Here is a 14,551-nt window from a genome sequence, read left to right as displayed (position 1 = left end):
ACATGGCCCCGCACCCGGAGGTGGCGGCATACCGGGCGGCCCGCGCCGCGACCGGCACCCCGCCGCTGTACACGCAGACGCTGACCGAGGCGCGCGCCGCGGACCTGGCCGCGATCCGCGCCGGCTCCGGCGCGGTCGAACCGGTGGCAGAGGTACGCGACGAGCGGATGCTCGGCCCGGCCGGCGAGCTGCCGCTGCGGGTGTACCGGCCGGCCGGGTCGGGCCCGCTGCCCACCCTGCTGTACTTCTTCGGCGGCGGGTGGACGCTCGGCAGCATCGACACCGCCGACGGCATCTGCCGTCGACTGGCCAACGCCGTGCCCTGTCAGGTGATCACCGTCGGCTACCGGCTCGCCCCGGAACATCCCTTCCCGGCGGCGGTGCACGACTGCCACGCGGCCGCCAGCTGGGTCGCCGGGCACGCCGACCGGCTGGGCGTTGACCCGGACCGGCTGGCGGTGGGCGGGGACAGCGCCGGCGGGAACCTGGCCGCCGCGGTCACCCTGCTCAGCCGCGCGCACGGGCCCACGCTCGCCGCCCAGCTGCTGGTCTATCCGAACACCGACCAGAGCGGCGAGCCCACCGGCCCGGCCGACGACGACCCGACGCTGTTCAACAGCCGTTCGGTGGCCTGGTACCGGACGCACTACCTGACCGACGAGGCGCACGCCCAGGACCCCCTCGCGTCGCCGCTGCTCGCCGACGACCTGACCGGCCTGCCCCCGGCGCTGGTGGTCACCGCCGAGCTGGACCCGCTGTGCGCGCAGGGGCGGCGGTACGCCGAGCGACTGGCCGCCGCCGGCGTACCCACCCGGGTGCGGCACTACCCGGGGATGATCCACGGCTTCTTCGCCATGCCGGGCGTCTTCACCGACGGCCGGCGGGCGCAGGCCGACGCGGCGGCGTTCCTGCGGGAACGGTTCGGGCTGGCGCCCGGGCGTGACGACCCGGCGGACGACCCGACGGGCACGGCGGTGCGCGGTGGTTGAGCCGGTGCTGACCGACCTGCCGGCCGTGTCGCTCACCGACTACGCCGAGCGGGCCCGCACGGTGCTGCCGGAGGACGTGTGGGACTACGTCGACTGCGGCAGCGCGTCCGAGGTGACAGTGTCGGCCAACCGTCGCGCGTTTGACCGGGTCGCCGTGCTGCCCCGGATGCTGCGCGGGGTGGACACCGTCGACCTCGGCGCCCGGCTGCTCGGCCGCCCGTACGCCATGCCGGTCGGGGTGGCGCCGATGGCGTACCAGCGCCTGGTGCACCCGGACGGGGAGTTGGGTCTCGCCTCGGCGGCCGGCGCGGCCGGGATCCCGTACCTGGCGAGCACGCTGGGCAGCACACCTCTCGAACAGGTCACCGCTGTCGGCGCGGACGTGTGGTTCCAGCTCTACTGGCTGCGCGACCGGGCCCTCGTCCGCGACCTGCTGGCCCGGGTCGTCGCGGCCGGTTGCCGGGCACTGGTGGTCACCGTGGACGTCCCGGTGCTCGGCCGGCGTCCCCGGGACCTGCGCAACGCCTTCCGGCTGCCGGACGACGTGGTGGCCGCGAACCTGCCCGACGGGCGCGACGCCCTGGCGCACGCAGGCGCACCCGGGGTGTCCGCGCTCGCCGCGCACACCGCCTCCTCGTTCGCGCCGGCGCTGCGCTGGGCGGACCTGGCCTGGCTACGCGAGCAGGTCGACCTGCCGCTGGTGGTCAAGGGAGTGCTGGACCCCCGCGACGCGGTCGAGGCGGTACGGGTGGGCGCGGACGCGCTGGTCGTGTCGAACCATGGCGGCCGGCAACTCGACGGCGCGCCGGCCAGTGTCACCATGTTGCCGGAGGTCGTCGACGCGGTCGGCGGCGACTGTCAGGTGCTGCTGGACAGCGGCATCCGCGGCGGCACCGACGTGCTGCGGGCGCTCGCGCTGGGCGCCGCCGGGGTGCTGGTCGGCCGGCCGTTGCTCTGGGCGCTGGCCGCCGGTGGCGAACGCGGCGCGCGGGACGCGCTGACGCTGCTCGCCGCCGAGCTGACCGACGCGCTCACCCTGGCCGGCTGCGCGGACCCCGCGGCGGCCGCCGCGCTGCGGACGCTCGATGCGGGCTGAGCGGTGACTGCCACCGAGCCGGTCGACCTGGCCGTCGCCGACCTGCACCCCGCGCTGGGCGATCCGGCGCTGACCTCGATGAACTTCCTCAACGAGGTGTCCGAGCGTTACCCGGCTGCGGTGTCGCTGGCGGCCGGCCGGCCGTACGAGGAGTTCTTCGACCTCGCGGCGGTGCACCGGCACCTGGACACGTTCCACCGGCACCTCACCGACGACCTCGGTCACTCGTCCGAGCAGGCCCGGCGGCTGCTGCTGCAGTACGGCCGGACCAAGGGCATCGTGCACCACCTGATCGCCCGCAACCTCGCGGTCGACGAGGGGATCACCGTCGACCCGGAGGCCGTCGTGGTGACCGTCGGCTGCCAGGAGGCGATGTTCCTGGTGCTGCGGGCGTTGCGGGCCGGGCCGGAGGATGTGCTGCTCGCGGTCGCCCCGACCTACGTCGGGCTGACCGGGGCGGCCCGGCTGGTCGACCTGCCGGTGTGGCCGGTTGCCGGCGGACCGTCCGGGGTGGACCTGGCCGACCTGTCGGCCCAGGTGCGGCGGGCCCGGGCGGCGGGGCTTCGGCCGCGTGCCTGTTACGTGATGCCGGACTTCGCCAACCCGTCCGGGGTCAGCATCTCGGCGGAGGACCGGCGACGGTTGCTCACGCTGGCCGCCGAGGAGGACCTGCTGCTGCTGGAGGACAACCCGTACGGGCTGTTCCACTCCGCCGACGGGCCGCGCCCGCCCACCCTCAAGGCGTTGGACACCGGGCGTCGGGTCGTCTACCTCGGCTCGTTCGCGAAGACCGTGCTGCCCGGGGCGCGGGTCGGCTACGTGGTCGCCGACCAGCGGGTGGCCGGGTCGGACGGCCGGGTCGGCCCGCTCGCGGACCAGCTCGCCATGATCAAGAGCATGGTCACGGTGAACACGTCACCGATCGCGCAGGCGGTGATCGGCGGCCGGCTGCTGGAGAACGGGTGCAGCCTGGTGGCCGCGAACACCCGGGAGCGTTCCGCGTACACCCGGAATCTGCGCCATCTGGTGACCGGGCTGCGCCGGCGGTTCCCGGGCCGGGCGGGCGGCCCGGCGGCGGTGCGCTGGACGGTGCCGGCCGGCGGCTTCTTCGTTGTGGTGACAGTGCCGTTTCCGGTCGACGACGCGCTGCTGGACCGTTCGGCCCGCGACTACGGCGTGCTGTGGACGCCGATGGCGCACTTCTACGACGACACCGCGCCGGTGTGCGCGCTGCGGCTGTCGGTCAGCGCGGTGACACCACCACAGATCGACGTCGGGCTGGACCGCCTGGCCGCCCTGATCACCGACGAGGTGGCCCGCCGGGCGGGTTGACACAGCGCGTTCATCGGATGGCAATGCGCGACGACCCGCGTGCCGTCGTCCTGGTTGGACGGTCATAATAGGCCGCATGGTTGCCTGGGAGTACGCCCTGCTCGTCCGCCGCTATCAGGGACAGGGCCGCAATTTCCATGTCTCGTTCGTCTGGTACGCGCCGGACGGGTCCCGTAAGGACATCACCGCCTTCGGTGACACCGCCATCGCGCACCTCAACCGCGCCGGCCGGGAGGGATGGGAGCTGGTCTCCGCCGCCGAGGACGTGAACAACGTCCAGGGAAGCACCGAGGTCCACCGCTACCACCTGAAGCGCCCCATGAACTAACCCCCGCGACGCCCCCGAGCCCCACCCGCGTCGTCGATCATGGAGTTGTGGTGGTGGACGAACGCCGTGCATCCGCCCGTTTCGGGCACCACAACTCCATGATCGACGCGGCCGGCGCCGCGGTCGGGGCCGGTCAGGTCAGGTCGATCGCCGGGTAGAGGGGGTGCGGGGCCAGCAGGTCGGTGGCCTGGCGGGCGACCTTGTCGGCCAGAGCGGGGTCGAGCGTGTACTTCGCCTTCGACGGGGTGCCGTCGGCGTTGGCGCCGGCGGTGGTCTGCGTCAGCACGGTGTGCATCAGCTCCGCGGTCTGGTCCATCTCGGCGGTGCCGAGCCCCCGGGTGGTCAGGGCGGGCGTGCCGACCCGGATGCCGGACGTGTACCAGGCCCCGTTCGGGTCCTGCGGGACCGAGTTGCGGTTGGTGACGATGCCCGAGTCCAGGAGAGCCTGCTCGGCCTGCCGGCCGGTGAGCCCATAACCGGACACGTCGATCAGCACCAGGTGGTTGTCGGTGCCGCCGGTGACCAGCTTCGCGCCCCGCCGCAGCAGCCCCTCGGCGAGCGCCTGCGCGTTGTCCACGATCCGCTGGGCGTAGTCGGCGAAGTCGGGCCGGCGTGCCTCCGCGAGGGCGACCGCCTTCGCGGCCATCACGTGCGGCAGCGGACCGCCGAGCACCATTGGGCAGCCCCGGTCCACCTGGTCGGCCAGCTCCGGCTGGCAGAGCACCATGCCGCCGCGCGGGCCGCGCAGCGACTTGTGGGTGGTGGTCGTGACGATGTGAGCGTGCGGCACCGGGTCGAAGTCGCCGGTGAAGACCTTGCCGGCGACCAGGCCGGCGAAGTGCGCCATGTCGACCATGAAGGTCGCGCCGACCGAGTCGGCGATCTCCCGCAGGATCCGGAAGTTCACCTTCCGCGGGTACGCCGAGTAGCCGCCGACCAGGATCAGCGGCTTGAACTCGCGGGCCGCCTCGGCCACCCGGTCGTAGTCGATCAGACCGGTCGCCGGGTCGGTGCCGTAGCTGCGCTGGTCGAACATCTTGCCGGAGATGTTCGGCCGGAACCCATGGGTGAGGTGGCCGCCCGCGTCCAGCGACATGCCGAGCATCCGCTGGTTGCCCAGCTCACGGCGAAGCGTGAACCAGTCGGCCTCGGTGAGGTCGTTGACGTGGCGGACCTGCGCCTTCTTCAGGGCGGGGGACTCCACCCGGTCGGCCAGCACGGCCCAGAAAGCCACCAGGTTGGCGTCGATGCCCGAGTGCGGCTGCACGTACGCGTGCGCGGCGCCGAACAGCTCCCGGGCGTGCTCGGCGGCGAGCGCCTCGACCGTGTCGACGTTCTGGCAGCCGGCGTAGAAGCGGCGGCCGACGGTGCCCTCGGCGTACTTGTCGCTGAACCAGTTGCCCATGGCCAGCAGGGTCGCCGGGGAGGCGTAGTTCTCGCTGGCGATGAGCTTGAGCGACTCCCGCTGGTCGGTCAGCTCGGCGCCGATGGCGTCGGCCACCCGCGGCTCGACAGCCCGGATCACCTCAAGGGCACTACGGAATGCGGTGGACTCGGCGTTGCGCGACATGCGACCTCCAACAGACGTGCGGGAAGGCCCAGGCGCTCGGCAAACGTCCTCATGACGGGGCCGCTCCCCGATGGTTGTCCATCCCCACGCGCCAGTAACGGCCCGGTCCGATCCTACCGGGCCGGCCGGGGCCGTCCCGGGCGACCTCCGCACGCCGCGCGTCGGAAGGGTTGGGCGGCCGACGTCGGGGCACACGGTAGGGAGCGGTCACCCCTGCCGGTACGACCGCCACCCGCACGAGAGGAGTCACCCATCATGACCACACCGTCCACCGACCGGCCGCTCGCCGTGGTGACCGGGGCGTCCAGCGGAATCGGGTACGAACTGGCGGTGCAGTTCGCCGAGCACGGTTTCGACCTCATCGTGGTCGCCGAAGACGACGGCATCTCCTCGGCGGCCGAGAAGCTGCGCCGCGACGGAGGCCCGGAGGTCCAGCCCGTTCGTGTCGACCTGGCCCGTGAGCAGGGCGTGGAGGAGTTGGCGTCCACGATCGCCGCCACCGGTCGTCCGGTGGACACCCTGGCGCTCAACGCCGGCCGGGGCGCTGGCGGCGCCTTCGTCGGCGGCACCGACCTGCGCGACGAGTTGGAGATCGTCGACCTCAACGTCCGCTCGACGGTGCACCTGGCGAAGCGGTTGCTGCCCGGCATGGTCGAGCGGGGCACCGGCCGGGTGCTGTTCACCTCGTCGATCGCCTCGACCATGCCGGGGCCCTTCCAGGCGGTGTACAACGCCTCGAAGTCGTTCGTGCAGTCCTTCGCCGAGGCGCTGCGCAACGAGTTGAAGGACACCGGTGTCACGGTGACCTCGCTGATGCCCGGGCCGACCGACACCGAGTTCTTCGATCGGGCCGACATGGAGGACACCCGGGTCGGCTCGGGCTCCAAGGACGACCCGACGAAGGTCGCCGCGCAGGGCTTCGAGGCGCTGATGAAGGGCGATCAGACGGTCACCGCGGGTTCGCTGATGAACAAGGTGCAGACCGCTGCCGGCAAGATCATTCCGGACAAGCTCAAGGCCGAACAGCACCGCCGGATGGCCGAGCCGGGTTCGGGCGACTGACCCGGTGCACGACGAAGGGCCCGGCATCGTGCCGGGCCCTTCGGTGTGAGCAGGCGCCTCAGGCGGTCACCGCGTCGATCGCCTTCTTGATCGCCTTCGGGTCACTGGGCGTACGAGGGGCGTCCGCCCGCAGCGCGATCATCTTCTCGCCGATCTCCTGCAACTGCTTACGACCCAGGGCCTCGCGGACCTTGGGGAACCACTCTTCTTCCTCCTCCTCGACGTGGTGCGTCACGTTCTCGATCAGCACCGTCGTCTTGGCGTTGAAGTGCTCGTGGTCCGCGTCCATGGCGGCCAGCTCGGCGCAGAGCACGTCGGCCACGTGGTGCTCCTCGTACGACTCGAGGATGTCGTCCTCCAGGTCGGGCAGCAGCCGGCGGACCTCCGGGTACATCACCTCGTTCTCGAGGTAGGTGTGCACGGTCAGGGCCTCGATGATCTGCCCGACCAGCTTCTGCCGCTTGCTCGCAGGCCCCTCCTCGGCATCCTGGAAGGCCTTGAACAGGCGGCGCATCTCCTTGTGGTCCTCTTTGAGCAGGACGATGGCATCGGTCGACACCGGTATGACCTCCCTGAAAAGTCTCGGCTGGTGGGGGTCCGGTACCCCCACGCCGAACGCGGAAAACAGGTGAAACCGCCTCAGACCATCGCCAGGGTGCGGGGGATCTCGTCGAGCAACTCCCGAGCCAGAAAGCCGATCCGGCCGTACCGGGGGATCAGCCGCTGACCGCTCACCGCGTGCGCGAACGAGCCCCAGCAGGCGGCCTGAGCCGGGTCGGCTCCCCGGGACAGCAGCCCCGCCAGCAACCCGGCGAGCACGTCCCCGCTGCCGGAGGTGCCCAGCCCGGCGTCGCCGCTCTCCTCCCGCCAGCCCCGCCCGTCGGGGGCGGCCACGTGCCCGTACAACGAGACGACCGCCTCGTAGCGGACGGCCAGCTCGGCCGCCTCGGCGTCCAGGTCGTCGCCCGGGTCCCGCCCGAGCAGGTGACCGGCCTCGGTGACGTTGGGCGTGAGCACCACGGGCCGGCCCGAGCCGACCAGCAGGTCCGGTGCGTGGCTGAGGGCACCGAGCGCGTACGCGTCGAGCACCAGTGACGTCTGCGGCCGGGCCGCGTCCAGGACCAGGCTCAGCAGGCGGTTGGTCTCGTCGATCGCCTTCAGCCCGGGGCCGAGGGCGACCACGTCGGCCTGTGCGACCAGCTCGCCGAGCTGGCCGTCCCGGTCGGCGGCGACAGCGCCGTCGGCGGTCTCCGGCAAGCCGACCACCAGCGCCTCGGGCACCTCGATGCTCAGCGTGGCGGCGGTGGACTCGGCGGCGGCGAGCTGGAGCACCCCGGCCCCGGCGCGCAACGCGGCCACACCGGCGAGGAGCACCGCGCCGGGGGTGAAACGGGAGCCGCCGACGACCAGCACGGTGCCGCGGCTCTCCTTGCCCCCGGCCGGTACCGGCAGTGCCCAGTCCCGCAGCAGCCCCGGCGTGATCACCTTCACCTCAGACCGGCTCGGCATGGATCTCGTCCTCCCTGGTTGGCCGGGCGCCCTGCTGCCGCAGGTGCTCGACACGGTTGAAGGCGGTGAGCGCCAGTCGGCCCTCGTCGGCCGACCACTCGGTGATCGAACAGTTGGCGATCACCTCTTGGCGGGTGAGCGCCATCAGCTCATCCTCGGTCAACCCCTCCACCAGATAGCGAAGCAGGAAGACCAGCGCGTCGTGGCCGAAGAGCAGCACCCGGCTACCCTCGTGGTCACGGCGCAGGTCGCCCAGCAGCGTCCGCAGCCGCAACGCCACGTCCGTCCAGGACTCGCCGCCCGGCGGCCGGTAGTAGAACTTGCCCAACCGCTCCCGACGGTCGGCCTCGTCCGGGTGCCGCCGCCGCACCCCGTGTCCGGTCAGCCCGTCGAGGATGCCCAGCTCCCGGTCGCGCAGCCGCTCGTCGCGGTGAACGGGAATGTCGGTGCCGGCCAGCGCCAGCCGGGAGGTCTGCACGGCGCGCAGGTACGGCGACACCACCGCCACGTCCGGGCGCTTCGCCTCCGGCAGCTCGGCCAGCCAACGGCCGGTCGCCCGGGCCTGGTCCTCGCCGGTCGCGGAGAGCGGCACGTCGGCGTCGCGGTGGGTCAGATCGATCAGCTCCGCGCCCGACGCCTCGGCGTGCGTCGCCGCGACGTTCGCGGTGCTCTCGCCGTGTCGGACGATCCAGAGGGTTGCCAGTTCCGCCATGCGGCACCCCTACCCGGGCGCCACCGACGGTAACCGTGTCCGGTGATCCGCCATGCCGATGTCCGCTCGGTGGGCGTCCGGAGTGTGGGCAGGTCGTACCCTCGGTGGCGTGGCGACGGCGGCCGAGGAGATCCAGGTGGGGGAGCGGCTGGTCCGCGTCTCCAGCCCCGACAAGCCCTACTTCCCGGAGCGAGGGCTGACCAAGCTGGACGTGGTCCACTACTTCCTGGCGGTCGGTGACGGCATCCTGCGTGCCCTGCGGGACCGGCCGACGATGCTGGAGCGCTGGCCGCGTGGGGTCTTCGAGGGCGCGACAATCGCGACCCGACAGACCAACCGGGGCGACGCGTTCTATCAGAAACGACTGCCGGCGGGCGCACCCGAGTGGGTTCGCACCGCGCACATCACGTTTCCCAGTGGCCGTACCGCCGACGAGATCGCGCCGAGCGAGCTGGCCGTGGTGATCTGGGCGGCCAACCTGGGCACGTTGCGTTTCCATCCGTGGCCGGTCAGCGCCTCCGACGTGGAACGCCCCGACCAGCTGCGCATCGACCTCGACCCGATGCCCGGCGTCGGCTTCGAGCAGGTGGTGCCGGTGGCCCGCGAGGTCAACGCGTTCCTCGCCGAGCTGGGAATGACCGGCTACCCGAAGACCACCGGTGGGCGGGGCCTGCACGTCTACCTGTCGATCGAGCCGCGGTGGAGCTTCGGTGAGTGTCGCCGGGCGGTGCTCGCCCTGGGCCGGGAGATGCAACGCCGGTTGCCGGAGCTGGTCACCACCACCTGGTGGCGCGACCAACGCGACCGGCCGGTCTTCATCGACTACAACCAGATGGCCCGCGACCACACGGTGACGTCGGCGTACTCGATCCGGCCGACACCGCAGGCCCTGGTCTCGGCGCCGTTGGAGTGGGCGGAGCTGGACGACGCTCGCCCGGAGGACTTCGACGTGCTCAGCATGCCGGCCCGCTTCGCCGAGCGTGGCGACCCGCACGCCGGCCTGGACGGCGACCGGCACTCGCTGGAGCCGTTGCTGGAGCTGGCCGACCGGGACGGGCTGGAGGCCCCACCGGAGCGCTGAGCGCTCAGGCCCAGGGGCTGCCGGCCCCGTCGAACTCGCGCGGCGCGGCCACTCCGGCGGGCAACACTGCGCCGGGGTCAAGGGGGAGCGGCCGACCACCAGCACGGTGCGCCAGCCACAGTTGTCGGCTTGGGGGGCAGCGCCACGACGGTTCGATGCGGAACAATGTGTCCGGGGCGACCGGTGGGGATGTGTCGATGTGACGATCGTGCGAGGTCTGCGGGAAGCGCTTCTGTTGTTCGTGATCGCCGGGGTGCTGGTCGCGGTCGCGGCAGCGATCTGGGTGGCGGTCGCCGGCGGCGAGTACACCAACCGGCTGGGCATCGCGTTGATAGTGGTGGGCGGGCTCCTCGGTGTGACGGGTGACCTGACGATGAGTCGGATCGGCATGCTGGGCCCGCGCGCCATCTTCGGCGCCGCATCGGAGCGCGAGACTGCCGGCGGCGGGCGGGTGCTCACCGGGGTCGGCATCTTCCTCTTCGTCGGGCTGCCACTGATTGTGGTCGGCGCGCTGCTGATCGCCTGACCGAGCGGCAACCTCGCCGTCGACGTGCTCAGCATGCCGGCCCGCTTCGCCGAGCGTGGCGACCCGCACGCCGGCCTGGACGGCGACCGGCACTCGCTGGAGCCGTTGCTGGAGCTGGCCGACCGGGACGGGCTGGAGGCCCCACCGGAGCGCTGAGCGCTCAGGCCCAGGGGCTGCCGGCCCCGTCGAACTCCTCGAACACCAACCAGGTGCGGGTGGACAACACCCCCGGGATGCTCTGCACCCGGCCCAGCACCACATCCCGCAGCGCGGCGTTGTCCGGCGCGCGGACCAGCGCGAGCACGTCGTGGTCGCCACCGAGCAGCGCGGCGTGCTCGATGTAGCGGACCCGGGCCAGCTCGGCCGACACCTCCCGCCAGGTGTTCTGCTCGATCGTCAACGCGACGTACGCCGAGGTGCCCAGCCCGGCAGCCTCGGGTGCCACCTGTGCCCGGAAGCCGGTGATCACCCCGTCGCGCAGCAGCCGCTCCACCCGCGCGTACGCGTTGGTGCGGGAGATGTGGATCCGCTCGGCGAGGGTGCGCACCGACGTTCGACCGTCCCGGACCAGCTCGTCGAGGATCCGTCGGTCCACCTCGTCCAGGGCTCGGGCCGATCGTCCCGATCCCGCCGCCCGGCCCGCGCCGTCTGCGGTCTCCTGGCTCACTGCCGGTCCCTCCCCATGCCAACCGTCCCGCCTTCTACGTGGATCTTGAGTCAATCATCCAACAGGCGGAAGCATAGGCTCACCACACGTCCCAGGAGGTTCCGCCGTGACGACCACTCCCCAGGCGGTCCGCAGGGCATCCCCGCGCACCCGTCGGGCGGCCACCCCGCCCGACCCGGCGCGCCCGCTGCTGCCGAACACCGAACCCGTCCGCCTGCTCGACCCGACTGGCACGCCGCTGCCGGCCCGCACCGACTATCCGGAGCCGCCCGTCGAGGTGCTGCGCGAGCTGTACCGCCGGATGGTGCTCGGCCGCCGCTTCGACACCCAGGCGACCGCCCTGACCAAGCAGGGCCGGCTGGCCGTCTACCCGTCCTCGCGGGGCCAGGAGGCGTGCCAGGTCGGCGCGGTTCTCGCGGTCCGCGACACCGACTGGGTCTTCCCCACCTACCGCGAGTCGATGGCGCTGGTTGCCCGGGGCATCGACCCGGTCGAGGTGCTCACCCTGCTACGCGGCGACTGGCACTGCGGCTACGACCCGACCGAGGTGCACACCGCACCGCAGTGCACCCCACTCGCCACCCAGTGCGTGCACGCCGCCGGCCTCGCGCACGGCGAGGCGTACCAGGGGCGTGACACGGTCGCGCTGGCGTTCATCGGTGACGGCGCGACCAGCGAGGGTGACTTCCACGAGGGGATCAACTTCGCGGCCGTGTTCAAGGCGCCGGTGGTCTTCTTCGTGCAGAACAACCGGTACGCGATCAGCGTCCCGCTGTCCCGGCAGACCGCCGCGCCGTCGCTGGCCTACAAGGGCGTCGGCTACGGCGTACCCAGCGAGCAGGTCGACGGCAACGACCCGGTCGCCGTGCTCGCCGTCCTCACCCGCGCGGTCGCACACGCCCGCGCCGGCAACGGGCCGTTCCTCGTCGAGGCGCACACCTACCGGATGGAGGCGCACACCAACGCCGACGACGCCAGCCGCTACCGCGACGGCGCCGAGGTCGACGCCTGGCGTGACCGGGACCCGGTCGCCCGCCTGGAGACCTACCTGCGCGCCCGTGGTGTGCTCGATGACGCGGCGGTCGCCGAGGTCGCCGAACAGGCCGAGGCGTACGCGGCGGACCTGCGGACCCGGATGAACGAGCAGCCCACCGTGGACCCGATGAGCCTCTTCGACCACGTCTACGCCGAACCCACCCCGCAGCTGATCGAACAGCGCGAGCAGGTCCGCGCCGAGCTGGCCGCCGCTCGCGACGAGGAGGGTGACGCCTGATGGCCACCACCATGGCGAAGGCGCTCAACACCGCGCTCGCCGACGCCCTCGCCGCCGACGACCGGGTCGTCGTCTTCGGTGAGGACGTCGGTCAACTCGGTGGCGTCTTCCGGATCACCGACGGCCTCCAGGCCCGCTTCGGCGAGAAACGGTGCTTCGACACCCCGCTCGCCGAGGCCGGCATCGTCGGTTTCGCGGTGGGCTTGGCCATGTCCGGGCTGCGGCCGGTCGTCGAGATGCAGTTCGACGCGTTCGCGTACCCGGCGTTCGAGCAGATCGCCTCGCACGTGGCGAAGCTGCGCAACCGCACCCGGGGCAAGCTCAGCGTGCCCATCGTCATCCGGGTGCCGTACGCCGGCGGCATCGGCGGGGTCGAGCACCACTGCGACTCGTCCGAGGCGTACTACGCGCACACCCCCGGGCTGAAGGTGGTCACCCCGGCCACCGTCGAGGACGCGTACTCGCTGCTGCGCGAGGCGATCGACGACCCCGACCCGGTGGTCTTCATGGAGCCCAAGAAGCTCTACTTCGGCAGCGCCGAGGCGGCCCTGCCGACCCGGACCGAGCCGTTCGGGCGGGCCGTCGTGCGCCGGCCGGGACGCGACGCGACCCTGGTGGCGTACGGGCCGGCGGTGCCGGTCGCGCTGGAGGCCGCCGAGGCCGCCCGCGAGGAGGGCTGGGACCTGGAGGTCGTCGACGTCCGCACCATCGTGCCGTTCGACGACGAGACCATCGCCGCCTCGGTCCGGCGGACCGGCCGGTGCGTGGTGATCCAGGAGGCGCAGGGCTTCGCGGGTGTCGGCGCGGAGATCGCGGCCCGGGTGCAGGAGCGGTGCTTCCACGCGCTGCACGCCCCGGTGCTGCGCGTCGCCGGGCTGGACATCCCGTACCCGGCGCCGATGCTGGAGCACACCCACCTGCCCGGCGTGGACCGGGTGCTCGACGCGGTGGCCCGGTTGCAGTGGGACGACCAGCCGGACCCGCGCTGGGCGGCGCAGGGCAGCGCGGCATGACCACCGTCGAGCGCACGCAGGTCTTCCTCCTGCCCGACCTGGGCGAGGGGCTGAGCGAGGCCGAGATCGTCGAGTGGCGGGTCGCCGTGGGCGACATCGTCACCGTCGACCAGAGCGTGGTCGAGGTGGAGACCGCCAAGGCGGTCGTGGACGTGCCCTGCCCGTACGCCGGCCGGGTCGTCACCCTGCACGGCGCGGCCGGTGAGGTACGCCCGGTCGGCCAGCCGCTGATCACCATCGCGCCCCTGGACGGCGGCGACGAGCCGGCCGGGCACGCGACCTACCGCGAGGAGGAGCGTGCCGGCTCCGGCAATGTGCTGATCGGCTACGGCACCGGGCACGGCGGTGCCACCCGGCGCCGGCGTCGACCCCGCCTGTCGCTGGCTCCCGAACCGGCCACTGCCGGTCCCGCTCGCGGGTCCGACGTGGCTGGCGACACCGGTCCGACCGCGGGCGGTCATCCCGCCGCAGCTGCGGCGACTGCCCTGGTCATCTCACCGATCGTGCGGCGGCTGGCCCGCGAGCAGGGCCTCGACCTCGCCACTGTGCGGGGCACCGGACCGGGCGGGGTGATCCGCCGCGCCGACGTGGAGGCGGCGCTGGCCGTGCCCGCAGCCCGGCTCACCGCCGTGCCCGACCCGCACGTCGCGCTCGCCCCGGCCGGGGACGGCGACGTCATCATCCCGCTCACCGGCGTACGCAAGGTCATCGCCGACAAGCTCTCCCGCAGCCGGCGGGAGATCCCGGAGGTGACCATCTGGGTCGACGTGGACGCCACCGGCCTGCTGGAGACCCGCGCGGCGATCAACGCGGCGACTCCCGACGCGCCGGTGAGCATCCTGGCCCTGCTGGCCCGGATCTGCCTCAGCGGACTACGCCGGTTCCCGCAGCTCAACGCCCGGGTCGACACCGAGGCGCAGCGGATCGTCCAGTCCGCCGGCGTGCATCTCGGCATCGCCGCGCAGACCGACCGGGGTCTGCTGGTGCCGGTGCTGCGCGACGCCCAGCGGCTCACCACCGCCGAGTTGGCCGCCGAACTGGCGGCGACCACCGCCGCCGCGCGGGCCGGCAGCCTGCCGCCGGCCCGGCTGACCGGAGGCACGTTCACGCTGAACAACTACGGGGTGTTCGGCGTCGACGGCTCCACGCCGATCATCAACCACCCCGAGGCCGCACTGCTCGGCGTCGGGCGGATCGTGGACAAGCCATGGGTGGTCGACGGGCAACTCGCCGTGCGCAAGGTGACCCAGCTCAGCCTCACCTTCGACCACCGGGTCTGCGACGGCGGGGTGGCCGGTGGCTTCCTGCGCCACGTCGCCGACTGCGTGGAGCGCCCGGCGTTGCTGATCGCCGCCGTCTGACGACGTACACCCCCCGGCCCCGGCGCCGCCCG

General features: G+C 72.8%; 15 protein-coding genes, 1 pseudogene and 1 riboswitch. Of the genes and pseudogenes, 11 read left to right on the top strand and 5 right to left on the bottom strand.

Going from position 1 to position 14,551, the window contains the following annotated elements; all coding sequences use genetic code 11:
• Positions 1 to 2: 2 nt before the first annotated feature.
• From KBX34_RS08595 to KBX34_RS08580, 4 genes are all read left to right on the top strand, one after another.
• Entirely contained in the window at positions 3 to 989 is a 987-nt protein-coding gene (locus KBX34_RS08595) for an alpha/beta hydrolase (protein WP_210924302.1), read from the top strand.
• Positions 982 to 2,085 (top strand): alpha-hydroxy acid oxidase, encoded by a 1,104-nt coding sequence (locus tag KBX34_RS08590; RefSeq protein WP_210924300.1) that lies wholly within the window; start codon positions 982 to 984, stop codon positions 2,083 to 2,085. Before KBX34_RS08595 ends, KBX34_RS08590 begins: the two co-directional genes overlap by 8 nt.
• A 3-nt stretch (positions 2,086 to 2,088) precedes the next feature.
• On the top strand, positions 2,089 to 3,417 hold the full coding sequence (locus KBX34_RS08585) for an aminotransferase class I/II-fold pyridoxal phosphate-dependent enzyme (RefSeq protein WP_210924299.1): 1,329 nt from the start codon (positions 2,089 to 2,091) through the stop codon (positions 3,415 to 3,417).
• Between the two features lie 67 nt (positions 3,418 to 3,484).
• On the top strand, positions 3,485 to 3,745 hold the full coding sequence (locus KBX34_RS08580) for a hypothetical protein (protein WP_088948331.1): 261 nt from the start codon (positions 3,485 to 3,487) through the stop codon (positions 3,743 to 3,745).
• 133 nt (positions 3,746 to 3,878) lie between these two features.
• Here the strand turns inward: KBX34_RS08580 and KBX34_RS08575 are convergent, their stop codons facing one another.
• Positions 3,879 to 5,315, bottom strand: a complete 1,437-nt coding sequence (locus KBX34_RS08575) for a glycine hydroxymethyltransferase (RefSeq protein WP_099853853.1) — start codon at positions 5,313 to 5,315, stop codon at positions 3,879 to 3,881.
• A 19-nt stretch (positions 5,316 to 5,334) separates the two neighbouring features.
• A riboswitch (ZMP/ZTP riboswitch) is annotated at positions 5,335 to 5,424 on the bottom strand.
• 146 nt (positions 5,425 to 5,570) lie between these two features.
• On the opposite strand from KBX34_RS08575, the gene KBX34_RS08570 reads away from it, so the two are divergent.
• On the top strand, positions 5,571 to 6,377 hold the full coding sequence (locus KBX34_RS08570; protein WP_210924297.1) for an SDR family oxidoreductase: 807 nt from the start codon (positions 5,571 to 5,573) through the stop codon (positions 6,375 to 6,377).
• A gap of 58 nt (positions 6,378 to 6,435) precedes the next feature.
• On the opposite strand, the gene KBX34_RS08565 is transcribed toward KBX34_RS08570, so the two are convergent.
• The 3 genes from KBX34_RS08565 to KBX34_RS08555 form a co-directional block, all read right to left on the bottom strand.
• Positions 6,436 to 6,936: a hemerythrin domain-containing protein gene (locus tag KBX34_RS08565; protein ID WP_099853849.1), complete on the bottom strand. Its 501-nt coding sequence runs from the start codon at positions 6,934 to 6,936 to the stop codon at positions 6,436 to 6,438.
• 80 nt (positions 6,937 to 7,016) lie between these two features.
• Positions 7,017 to 7,886 carry an NAD(P)H-hydrate dehydratase gene (locus KBX34_RS08560; RefSeq protein ID WP_088948327.1) on the bottom strand — a complete coding sequence of 290 codons (870 nt, stop codon included), beginning with the start codon at positions 7,884 to 7,886 and terminating at the stop codon, positions 7,017 to 7,019.
• Positions 7,870 to 8,598: a histidine phosphatase family protein gene (locus tag KBX34_RS08555; protein ID WP_210924295.1), complete on the bottom strand. Its 729-nt coding sequence runs from the start codon at positions 8,596 to 8,598 to the stop codon at positions 7,870 to 7,872. Before KBX34_RS08555 ends, KBX34_RS08560 begins: the two co-directional genes overlap by 17 nt.
• A gap of 58 nt (positions 8,599 to 8,656) precedes the next feature.
• On the opposite strand from KBX34_RS08555, the gene KBX34_RS08550 reads away from it, so the two are divergent.
• From KBX34_RS08550 to KBX34_RS08540, 3 genes and pseudogenes are all read left to right on the top strand, one after another.
• Positions 8,657 to 9,679 carry a DNA polymerase domain-containing protein gene (locus tag KBX34_RS08550; RefSeq protein WP_210924412.1) on the top strand — a complete coding sequence of 341 codons (1,023 nt, stop codon included), beginning with the start codon at positions 8,657 to 8,659 and terminating at the stop codon, positions 9,677 to 9,679.
• 199 nt (positions 9,680 to 9,878) lie between these two features.
• Positions 9,879 to 10,205, top strand: coding sequence for a hypothetical protein (locus tag KBX34_RS08545; RefSeq protein ID WP_088948325.1), 327 nt, complete (start codon positions 9,879 to 9,881; stop codon positions 10,203 to 10,205).
• A gap of 21 nt (positions 10,206 to 10,226) precedes the next feature.
• Positions 10,227 to 10,361 (top strand): annotated as a pseudogene (locus tag KBX34_RS08540) (ATP-dependent DNA ligase); the annotation flags it as partial.
• A 4-nt stretch (positions 10,362 to 10,365) separates the two neighbouring features.
• On the opposite strand, the gene KBX34_RS08535 reads toward KBX34_RS08540, so the two are convergent.
• Positions 10,366 to 10,872 carry an Lrp/AsnC family transcriptional regulator gene (locus KBX34_RS08535; RefSeq protein ID WP_088948324.1) on the bottom strand — a complete coding sequence of 169 codons (507 nt, stop codon included), beginning with the start codon at positions 10,870 to 10,872 and terminating at the stop codon, positions 10,366 to 10,368.
• 106 nt (positions 10,873 to 10,978) lie between these two features.
• Between KBX34_RS08535 and pdhA the strand changes: the two genes are divergently transcribed.
• From pdhA to KBX34_RS08520, 3 genes are read left to right on the top strand one after another with little or no spacing between them, the layout of a single operon-like run.
• Positions 10,979 to 12,145, top strand: a complete 1,167-nt coding sequence (gene pdhA / locus KBX34_RS08530; RefSeq protein ID WP_088948323.1) for a pyruvate dehydrogenase (acetyl-transferring) E1 component subunit alpha — start codon at positions 10,979 to 10,981, stop codon at positions 12,143 to 12,145.
• Entirely contained in the window at positions 12,142 to 13,158 is a 1,017-nt protein-coding gene (locus KBX34_RS08525; protein WP_199177261.1) for an alpha-ketoacid dehydrogenase subunit beta, read from the top strand. Before pdhA ends, KBX34_RS08525 begins: the two co-directional genes overlap by 4 nt.
• Complete coding sequence (locus tag KBX34_RS08520) at positions 13,155 to 14,519, top strand: dihydrolipoamide acetyltransferase family protein (RefSeq protein ID WP_210924293.1); 1,365 nt, start codon at positions 13,155 to 13,157, stop codon at positions 14,517 to 14,519. Before KBX34_RS08525 ends, KBX34_RS08520 begins: the two co-directional genes overlap by 4 nt.
• Positions 14,520 to 14,551: the final 32 nt, after the last annotated feature.

It is taken from the genome of Micromonospora sp. M61 (genome assembly GCF_018070245.1).
Classification (GTDB): domain Bacteria; phylum Actinomycetota; class Actinomycetes; order Mycobacteriales; family Micromonosporaceae; genus Micromonospora; species Micromonospora zamorensis.
Note: the sequence above shows the minus strand (reverse complement) of the source record. Positions and strands in the feature narration are given on the sequence as shown.

Coding starts and splice junctions, on each gene's coding strand:
- KBX34_RS08550 (WP_210924412.1), top strand. CDS start 8,657: ATGTCCGCTCGGTGGGCGTCCGGAGTGTGGGCAGGTCGTACCCTCGGT.
- KBX34_RS08560 (WP_088948327.1), bottom strand. CDS start 7,886: ATGCCGAGCCGGTCTGAGGTGAAGGTGATCACGCCGGGGCTGCTGCGG.
- KBX34_RS08575 (WP_099853853.1), bottom strand. CDS start 5,315: ATGTCGCGCAACGCCGAGTCCACCGCATTCCGTAGTGCCCTTGAGGTG.
- KBX34_RS08595 (WP_210924302.1), top strand. CDS start 3: ATGGCCCCGCACCCGGAGGTGGCGGCATACCGGGCGGCCCGCGCCGCG.
- KBX34_RS08570 (WP_210924297.1), top strand. CDS start 5,571: ATGACCACACCGTCCACCGACCGGCCGCTCGCCGTGGTGACCGGGGCG.
- KBX34_RS08555 (WP_210924295.1), bottom strand. CDS start 8,598: ATGGCGGAACTGGCAACCCTCTGGATCGTCCGACACGGCGAGAGCACC.
- KBX34_RS08520 (WP_210924293.1), top strand. CDS start 13,155: ATGACCACCGTCGAGCGCACGCAGGTCTTCCTCCTGCCCGACCTGGGC.